Here is an 8,497-nt window from a genome sequence, read left to right on the forward strand (position 1 = left end):
CCCCGGTGTTGTTCCTGGGCGCCTTGGGTGCACCGATCAAGGTGATTGCCGTCAGCCGGCAAAATCTCGACGGCGTAGCCATCCTGGTAAAAAAAGACTCGTCGATCCACAGCCTGGCCGATCTGGCAGGCAAGCGCGCTGCGATCTGGAAAGGTTCCTGGAGCCAGCAACTGTTGCTGACCGCACTGGACAAGACCGGGGTTGCGCGGGATTCGCTGCAATGGCGCTACCTCAGCGCCCTGGATGCCTCCCACGCGCTGGAAGGCGGTGCAGTTGACGTGATCGCCACCTGGGAACCCTACGTCACGCAACAGGAACGCCAAGGTGCGCGGGTGCTGGCAACCGCTGAAGACTTGATCCCGGCCCAGAGTTTCATTGCCGCCAACGCCAGTGCTGTCGAGGCCAAGCGTGAACCCATCAGCGACTTCCTCCAGCGCCTGAAAAAAGCCCGCGACTGGGCCCGCCAAAGCCCGGCCAACGCCAACGCATATGCCGATGCCTGGGCCAAGCACACCCGCGCTGATGCCGACATCGCCCGCGTCTGGTTTGCCCGTGCACGCACCACCGTCGAGCCGCTGACGCCTCAGGCGCCCATCGAGGCGCAAAAGACCGTGGACTTTTTTGCCGGCCTGGGCCTGGTCAAGTCTTACTCGGCCGCCACGTTGTTCGACCCTTCATTTGCAGCCGCCTTGCAGCCCACCGTCGCCACCACCCAGCCCTGACCGCTTGAAGGACTACTGCGCAATGACTAAAAGACAGCTCAAACTGGGCGCCCTGACCATGGGCTGCGGTGGGCCGGGCCGCCATAACCTGTGGCTTGATCCGCAGTTGCCGGCCGATGCCAGCGTCAACGTCGATTGGTACATCGAGATAGCGCGCCAGGCCGAGGCGGCGCTGTTCGACCTGCTGTTCATCGTCGACAGCCAGTTCATCACCGAAGGCTCGCCTTCCCATTACCTCAATCGCCTGGAGCCGCTGACCTTGCTGTCGGCACTGGCCATGAGCACGCGGCATATCGGCCTGGTCGGTACGCTGACCACCTCGTATAACTCGCCCTATAACGTCGCCCGGCGCCTCGCCTCCCTGGACCTGATCAGCAAAGGCCGCGCCGGCTGGAACGTGGTGACCAGTGGCGATGCCGGTACCGCCGGCAATTACAGCCGCGACGAACATTACGACTATGCCACCCGCTACGGGCGTGCCGCCGAACACGTTCAGGTGGTGCAGGGGCTGTGGAATTCTTACGAAGACGATGCGTTTGTGCGCAACCGTGCCACTGGGCAGTTTCTCGACCCGAGCAAGCTGCACAGCCTGAATCACCAGGGCGAACACTTCTCGGTGGTGGGCCCGCTGAATATCCAGCGCTCGCCCCAAGGCCAGCCGGTGATTTTCCAGGCCGGCGACTCGGAGCAAGGCCGCGACCTGGGCGCCGCCACCGCCGATGTGATCTTCACCCACGCGGCCAGTATCGAGCAGGGCCAGGCGTTTTACCGGGATATCAAGGGCAGGGCGGCACAACGGGGGCGCGATCCGGAACAGGTACTGATCATGCCCGGTGCGGAAATTTATGTGGGCGACACCGATGCCCATGCTCGGGAAATCGAGCAGCACTATCATCAGCTCGACCACAGTTTTGCGCTGGCACTCAAGGAGTTCGGGCGCAATTTTGGCTGGCATGATTTCAGCCAATACGACCTGGATGCGCCGTTCCCGCAAGAGAGCCTGGAGGCCGCGCGCAGCAGTTTTTTCACCGCTGCCAAACGCATCGCCGACCAGGCGCGGGAGCAGGGCTTCAGCCTGCGCCAGGCCGTCGAATTTGGCCGGCAATTGCGCCCAGGCGCGTTCGTGGGCAGCGCGGCCACGGTGGCGCAGAAAATGGCGGATTGGTTCGAGGCACGGGCGGTGGACGGGTTCAATATCTACATCGGGCACCCTGGGCAATTTGATCGCTTTACTCAGGAGGTGATCCCTTTGCTGCAAGAGCACGGTGTTTATCGCACGGCCTACGAGGGCTCGACCTTGCGCGAAAGCCTGGGCTTGGCGATTCCGAGGTTCCAGCGCACCCCCTCACCCTAAGGGGTGATTTCGATGACTTTGCGGGTGTGGGACTATCACTTCAGTCCCCGGCGCCAGTGATCTGGTGTCGCACCCAACCGTTATGACGGCGAGTCTTCGAAGTGGATAATGATCGACTGTCTTCAGCCCAGTGGTTCGAACAGATAGCCAGGGTGACCGAGAGCATCGGGCACGCGGGGTTTGCCGCCACGTTGTTCGATGCCCTGGGGTGTATCCGCCCCATTCAGGCCACGACCTTGTACCTGTACCCCCACGACGGCATGCCCAGCGCATTGTTCGAACTGGACGGGCCATGGCTGCCCCAGGGCAATGTGCGCCAGTACCTCTCCGGTTTTTACTTGCTCGACCCGTTCTACGGCGCCTGCGTGGAGGGCGCCACTTCCGGCTGCTACGACCTCGCCGATGTGGCCCCCGACCACTTTGAGCACAGCGAGTACTACCAGTCGTTTTACCGGCATTCGCACCTGGAGGATGAGCTCAACTACATCCTGCAGGCCAGCAACGGCTTGAGCCTGGCGGTGTCGCTGGCCTTTACGCAGAAGCTCGACGCGGACACCACCGAGCAATTCAAGCGCATAGCACCTTGGGTACTGGCGGTGCTGGGCAAGCACTTCGTCGGCCTGGAGACTCAGGGCGCGCGTTTCGAAAGCCTGTTGGAACAGCGTATTCACTCGGCACTCAACAACTTCGGCTCCTCGCTGCTCACCGAACGCGAATGCCGGATCACCCAGTTGATCCTGCGCGGCCACTCCACACGTTCGCTGGCCGAGCGCCTCGGGGTCTCCGAAGACACCATCAAGTCCCACCGCAAGCACATCTACAGCAAGCTCGACATCGGCACGCAATCGGAACTGTTTTCCCTGTTTATCGACTCGTTGGCCGAAGCCCAGGGCGGGCTGAGCAAAGACCCCCTCGAACGCTACATGAGCAAAGGCCGTTGACCGGCTGCATGACTACCCACAACAAGAGAAAAAGCCATGAACCTACCCTTTGAACCGCAACGCCAGACCCAGGACTACCAAGCCTCGGACGCGGCCCACCATATCCATGCCTTTGTGGATCAAAAGGCGCTGAATGCCGAAGGCCCGCGCGTAATGGTCCGCGGTGAGGGCCTGTACCTGTGGGACAGCGAGGGTAAGCGTTACCTGGACGGGATGTCGGGCCTGTGGTGCACGCAGCTGGGTTATGGGCGCAAGGACCTGACGGCTGCGGCTGCTGCGCAGATGGATCAGTTGGCGTACTACAACATGTTCTTTCACACCACCCATCCGGCGGTGATCGAGCTGTCCGAGTTGCTGTTCAGCCTGTTGCCAGGGCACTACAGCCATGTGATCTACACCAACTCCGGTTCCGAAGCCAATGAGGTGCTGATCCGCACCGTACGCCGCTACTGGCAAGTGCTCGGCAAGCCGCAGAAGAAGATCATGATCGGTCGCTGGAACGGCTATCACGGCTCCACCCTGGCGGCGTCTGCCCTGGGCGGCATGAAATTCATGCATGAAATGGGCGGCTTGATCCCGGACGTCGCGCACATTGACGAGCCTTATTGGTACGCCCAGGGTGGTGACTTGACCCCGGCCGAGTTCGGGCGGCGCTGCGCCCTGCAACTGGAAGAAAAAATTCTGGAGTTGGGCGCGCAAAACGTCGCCGGTTTTATCGCTGAACCTTTCCAGGGCGCCGGCGGCATGATTTTTCCGCCAGAAAGCTATTGGCCAGAGATCCAGCGTATCTGTCGCCAATACGACGTGCTGCTGTGCGCTGATGAAGTGATTGGCGGTTTCGGTCGTACAGGTGAGTGGTTTGCCCATCAGTATTTCGGCTTCGAACCCGACACGTTGTCGATCGCCAAGGGCCTGACCTCAGGTTACCTGCCCATGGGCGGTTTGGTATTGAGCAAGCGCATGGCCGAAGCCCTGGTGGAGCGGGGCGGGGTGTTTGCCCATGGTCTGACGTATTCCGGGCACCCGGTTGCGGCGGCGGTGGCCCTGGCCAACCTCAAGGCCTTGCGTGACGAAGGGATCGTGCGCCAGGTAAAGGACGACACCGGGCCGTATTTGCAAAAGCTCCTGCACGAAGTCTTTGGCAACCACCCGCTGATCGGCGAGATCCAGGGCACCGGCCTGCTGGCAGCCTTGCAGTTTGTCGAGGACAAAGGCACGCGCAAACGCTTTGCCAATGAAAACGACCTGGCCTGGCAATGCCGCACTTTTGGCTTTGAAGAAGGCGTGATCATTCGCTCGACCCTGGGCCGCATGATCATGGCGCCGGCCCTGGTAGCCAGCCGCGCGGAGCTCGATGAACTGGTCGACAAGACCCGCATTGCGGTGGACCGCACCGCACGGATCGCGGGAAAACTGTGAAAGGCTGAGCCCCTGCATGCCGCTCGGTTGAACAGGGTGGGCGGCCCATAGCGGCCTGCCCACCGCTCCCAATGGATGACTCATCAAAGGTGTCGATTTGATCGAACGCCGCGGCGCCCTGCATTCCACTTTCCAGGAGTCAGCAATGAATACAATAACAAACGTAGCCGATACTCCCGTCCATCAAACCCCAACCCAACCAACCTCATCGCGCCGCTTTCGACAACCCCTGGGCCTTGTCGGGCTTGTACTGTTCGGGCTGGCGTATATGGTGCCGCTGGCGGTGTTCACCACCTACGGTCTGGTGACCCAAATGACCAAGGGGCACCTGCCCACCGCCTACCTGTTGACCCTGGCTGCCATGCTGCTGACGGCCTACAGCTATGGGTGCATGGTCAAGGCGCACCCCTATTCGGGCTCGGTCTACACCTATACGCGCAAGGCGTTTGGCGCCTCCTTCGGCTTTATCGCCGGCTGGACCTTGCTGCTGGACTACATCTTCCTGCCGCTGCTCAGCTATTTGCTGATCGGCATCTACTTGTCCGAATACTTTCCTACCGTGCCCACCGCGGTATGGGTATTGGGCTCCATTGCCCTGGTGACGGCGCTGAATCTGGTGGGTATCGAGTCGATTACCCGGGTCAATTGGGTGCTGATCGTGGCCCAACTGGTGTTCATCGTGGTGTTCGTGGGGTTGTCGATCCACAACCTCAGCGGGCAAGCCGAGCCGGTGCCGCTGCTCAAGCCGTTTTACCATGAAGGTTTCAGCGTGCCGCTGATCATGACCGGCGCGGCGGTGCTGTGCTTGTCGTTCCTGGGGTTTGATGCCGTGTCGACCATGGCTGAGGAGACACCTGACCCACGCCGTACCATTCCGCAGGCGATCATGGCGGTGTCGCTGATCGGTGGGTTGCTGTTTTTGGTGGTGTCGTATTGCGCCCAGATGGTCTTCCCGGAATGGAATAGTTTTGCCGATCCCGACTCGGCTTCGGTCGATGTGATGCGCCGGGTCGGCGGCGAGCTACTGGTGAGTGCGTTTACCGCCACCTATGTGGCGGGCTGTTTCGCCTCCGCGATGGTCTCCCAGGCCAGCGTGTCCCGCGTGCTGTTCGCAATGGGCCGCGACGGCGCGTTGCCCAGGGTATTCGGCAAGCTGGTGACGAAAAAACGCGTACCGGCCAACGCGATCATGCTGGTCAGCCTGTTTTCGCTGATTGCGCTGTTCATCAGCCTGGACACCGTGGCCAACATGATCAGCTTTGGCGCGCTGTTCGCGTTTTCGGCGGTGAACCTGGCCGTGATCAAACATTACTTGGGCGACCAGAAGCTGCGCGGTACACGCAACTATCTGCTGTACGCCGCACTGCCGGGCCTGGGGTTTCTCAGCACGCTGTGGTTGTGGACGAGCCTGTCGGGTATGTCGTTCACCATCGGCCTGGGCTGGATGGGCCTGGGGCTGGTGTGTTTGTTCTGCGTCACGCGTGGGTTCCGGGTACGCATGCCGGAGCTGCAAATGGCCGAATGAACAGGCCCCACCTCGGTTCATCCGTAGGAGCGAGCTTGCTCGCGAAAAACGTCAACGATAACGCGTTCTTCCTGGATGAACGCGGCGCCTGTGAGTTTTTCGCGAGCAAGCTCGCTCCTACAAAAGCCTTACGGCCCAATTCAGGAGTACAGCATGTTCAACCTCGACTATTGGCAGCAACGCGCTGCCCGTCAAACCTTCATCAGCACCGCCCTGATCGACGGCCAGCCCGTAGGTGCACTCTCCGGGGCGACCTTCGACACCATCAACCCGGCGACCAACCGCTTGCTTGCGCAGGTCGCCGCCTGCGGTGCAGCGGAGGTCGACCTGGCAGTACGCTCTGCGCGCCGTGCCTTTAACGACGGCCCGTGGCGACGCATGCCTCCAGGCGAACGCAAAAAAGTCCTGATCAAACTCGCCGACCTGTTGATGACCCACCGCGAAGAACTCGCACTGCTGGACTCCCTGAACATGGGCAAGCCGGTAATGGACGCCTATAACGTCGACGTACCCGGCGCGGCCCATGTTTTCGCCTGGTACGGTGAGGCCCTGGACAAGCTCTACGATCAGGTCGCGCCGACTGCCCACAACGCGTTGGCGACCATTACCCGCGAAGCATTGGGCGTGATTGCAGCGGTGGTGCCGTGGAATTTCCCGCTGGACATGGCCGCCTGGAAATTGGCACCCGCCTTGGCGGCAGGCAATAGCGTGGTACTCAAGCCCGCTGAGCAATCGCCGTTTTCCGCCCTGCGCCTGGCCCAACTGGCGCTCGAGGCGGGCGTCCCCGAGGGCGTGCTGAACGTGGTGCCAGGCATGGGCGAGGGCGCCGGCAAGGCACTGGGGTTGCACCCGGACGTCGATTGCCTGGTATTTACCGGTTCGACCCAAGTGGGCAAGTACTTCATGCAGTACTCCGCGCAGTCCAACCTCAAGCAGGTGTGGCTGGAGTGTGGAGGCAAGAGCCCGAACCTGGTGTTTGCAGACTGTCAGGACCTGGACCTGGCGGCGGAGAAGGCGGCCTTCGGGATATTCTTCAACCAGGGCGAGGTGTGTTCGGCGAATTCGCGCCTCTATGTGCAACGCTGCATCCACGACGAGTTCATCGAGCGCCTGATCGATAAATCCCACGCCTGGATGCCCGGCAACCCACTGAACCCCGCCAGCGCCGCCGGTGCAATTGTCGACAGCGGGCAAACCGCACGCATCATGCAAGCCATCGGGCAGGCTCGCGCAGAAGGCGCCACGCTGTTGAGCGGTGGCCAACAGTTGAACATCGAGGGTTGTTCAAACTTCATCCAGCCGACGATATTTGCCAACGTCACCGCTGACATGCGCCTGTCCCGTGATGAGGTGTTTGGCCCCGTGCTGGCGGTGAGTGCCTTCGATACCGAAGAACAGGCGATACAGCAAGCCAACGACAGCGTCTACGGCCTGGCGGCATCGGTGTGGAGTGATGACCTGAACCGTGCGCATCGCGTGGCGCGTGCCCTGAATGCTGGTACCGTGTCGGTCAACACCATTGACGCCCTGGACGTGACCGTGCCGTTTGGCGGCGGCAAACAGTCGGGGTTCGGGCGCGATTTGTCGCTGCATTCGTTTGATAAGTACACCCAGTTGAAAACCACCTGGTTCCAATTGCGTTAACTGCCCCGTTTCGCATAACTGCTGTGCCGTTACAGGCATTCATCCGCCAATGGGCAATGCCTATAGTCCACTTAGCCCGTGCAGCGCTTCAACCGTGCTGCGCGATCCAGCCCAAGACTGAGGTGAGCCTGATGAACCGTGAATTCGACCCCGCACTGACGGATATCAACCAAGTGGACGCCGAGTACTTCGAGTACAGCAAGGCGGCGAATCCCATCAGTGCCAACCTGATTTCCCGCATTCCCTACCACAGCTTTCCGGCCTCGCTGTATGACAATGGCCCCTCCCGCGTGGTACCGCTGGACCTCAGCGACGCCTTGGGCTGCGAAGGCCCTGCGACAGGCCCCGGGCTATGCGCGAACTTCATGCGCCTTAACCCTGGCGACACGCTGACCCTGCAACCCAACGCCACTTCCCAGGTGTTCTACGTGATTGCCGGGGAGGGCAGCGTGGTTCAGGGGGAGTATGAGATTCAATGGTCCAAGGGCTGCTTTATCGCCCTGCCGGGATTACAGCAAGCGCACTTCAGTGCCCGCGAGGATGCACGTCTTTACTATGTGCACGATGAGCCGTTGCTGCGTTACCTGGGGGTGACACCCCGCGCCGATCGCTTTGCGCCGACCCTGTACCCAGCAGCACTGGCCAACGCGAAGTTGCGTGAAGCGGCCGATGATCCCAGAGCACAGGACCGCAGCCGCATCAGCATCCTGCTGGGCAACCGTCATTTCCCGCAGACGCGCACGGTGACCCACGTGTTGTGGGCCATGTACGGGATTCTGCCGGCGGGATCGGTGCAGAAACCCCATCGGCATCAGTCGATTGCACTGGACTTCATCTGGCTCTTATACACATCCGACGCCGCCGACGGCGGCTAGGGGGGTGTTGCTGATGG

The 8,497-nt window shown here is 61.3% G+C and carries 6 protein-coding genes and 1 pseudogene; all 7 read left to right on the forward strand.

Annotated elements, in window-relative coordinates:
• Window positions 1–722, forward strand: a 722-nt coding sequence (locus GIW79_RS28955) for an ABC transporter substrate-binding protein (protein WP_236477464.1), incomplete at its 5' end; no start/stop codon positions are given.
• A 22-nt stretch (window positions 723–744) separates the two neighbouring features.
• Window positions 745–2,076 (forward strand): LLM class flavin-dependent oxidoreductase, encoded by a 1,332-nt coding sequence (locus GIW79_RS28960; RefSeq protein ID WP_236454019.1) that lies wholly within the window; start codon window positions 745–747, stop codon window positions 2,074–2,076.
• A 101-nt stretch (window positions 2,077–2,177) separates the two neighbouring features.
• Window positions 2,178–3,017: a helix-turn-helix transcriptional regulator gene (locus tag GIW79_RS28965; protein ID WP_057975945.1), complete on the forward strand. Its 840-nt coding sequence runs from the start codon at window positions 2,178–2,180 to the stop codon at window positions 3,015–3,017.
• 36 nt (window positions 3,018–3,053) lie between these two features.
• Window positions 3,054–4,436, forward strand: coding sequence for an aspartate aminotransferase family protein (locus GIW79_RS28970; protein ID WP_236454017.1), 1,383 nt, complete (start codon window positions 3,054–3,056; stop codon window positions 4,434–4,436).
• Window positions 4,437–4,581: 145 nt separating this feature from the next.
• Window positions 4,582–5,961, forward strand: a complete 1,380-nt coding sequence (locus tag GIW79_RS28975; RefSeq protein ID WP_236454015.1) for an APC family permease — start codon at window positions 4,582–4,584, stop codon at window positions 5,959–5,961.
• A 153-nt stretch (window positions 5,962–6,114) separates the two neighbouring features.
• The gene (locus GIW79_RS28980; RefSeq protein ID WP_236454013.1) at window positions 6,115–7,605 is read left to right on the forward strand and encodes an aldehyde dehydrogenase; all 1,491 of its coding nucleotides are present in this window, start codon (window positions 6,115–6,117) and stop codon (window positions 7,603–7,605) included.
• A gap of 131 nt (window positions 7,606–7,736) precedes the next feature.
• Window positions 7,737–8,441 (forward strand): annotated as a pseudogene (locus GIW79_RS28985) (cupin); the annotation flags it as partial.
• Between the last annotated feature and the right edge of the window lie 56 nt (window positions 8,442–8,497).

The organism is Pseudomonas sp. PA-7-1E (assembly GCF_021605325.1).
Lineage (GTDB): Bacteria > Pseudomonadota > Gammaproteobacteria > Pseudomonadales > Pseudomonadaceae > Aquipseudomonas > Aquipseudomonas fluorescens_BV.

What these genes read in the sequence shown, in the direction of transcription:
- GIW79_RS28980 (WP_236454013.1), top strand. Translation starts at nt 6,115, where the DNA reads ATGTTCAACCTCGACTATTGGCAGCAACGCGCTGCCCGTCAAACCTTC.
- GIW79_RS28960 (WP_236454019.1), top strand. Translation starts at nt 745, where the DNA reads ATGACTAAAAGACAGCTCAAACTGGGCGCCCTGACCATGGGCTGCGGT.
- GIW79_RS28970 (WP_236454017.1), top strand. Translation starts at nt 3,054, where the DNA reads ATGAACCTACCCTTTGAACCGCAACGCCAGACCCAGGACTACCAAGCC.
- GIW79_RS28975 (WP_236454015.1), top strand. Translation starts at nt 4,582, where the DNA reads ATGAATACAATAACAAACGTAGCCGATACTCCCGTCCATCAAACCCCA.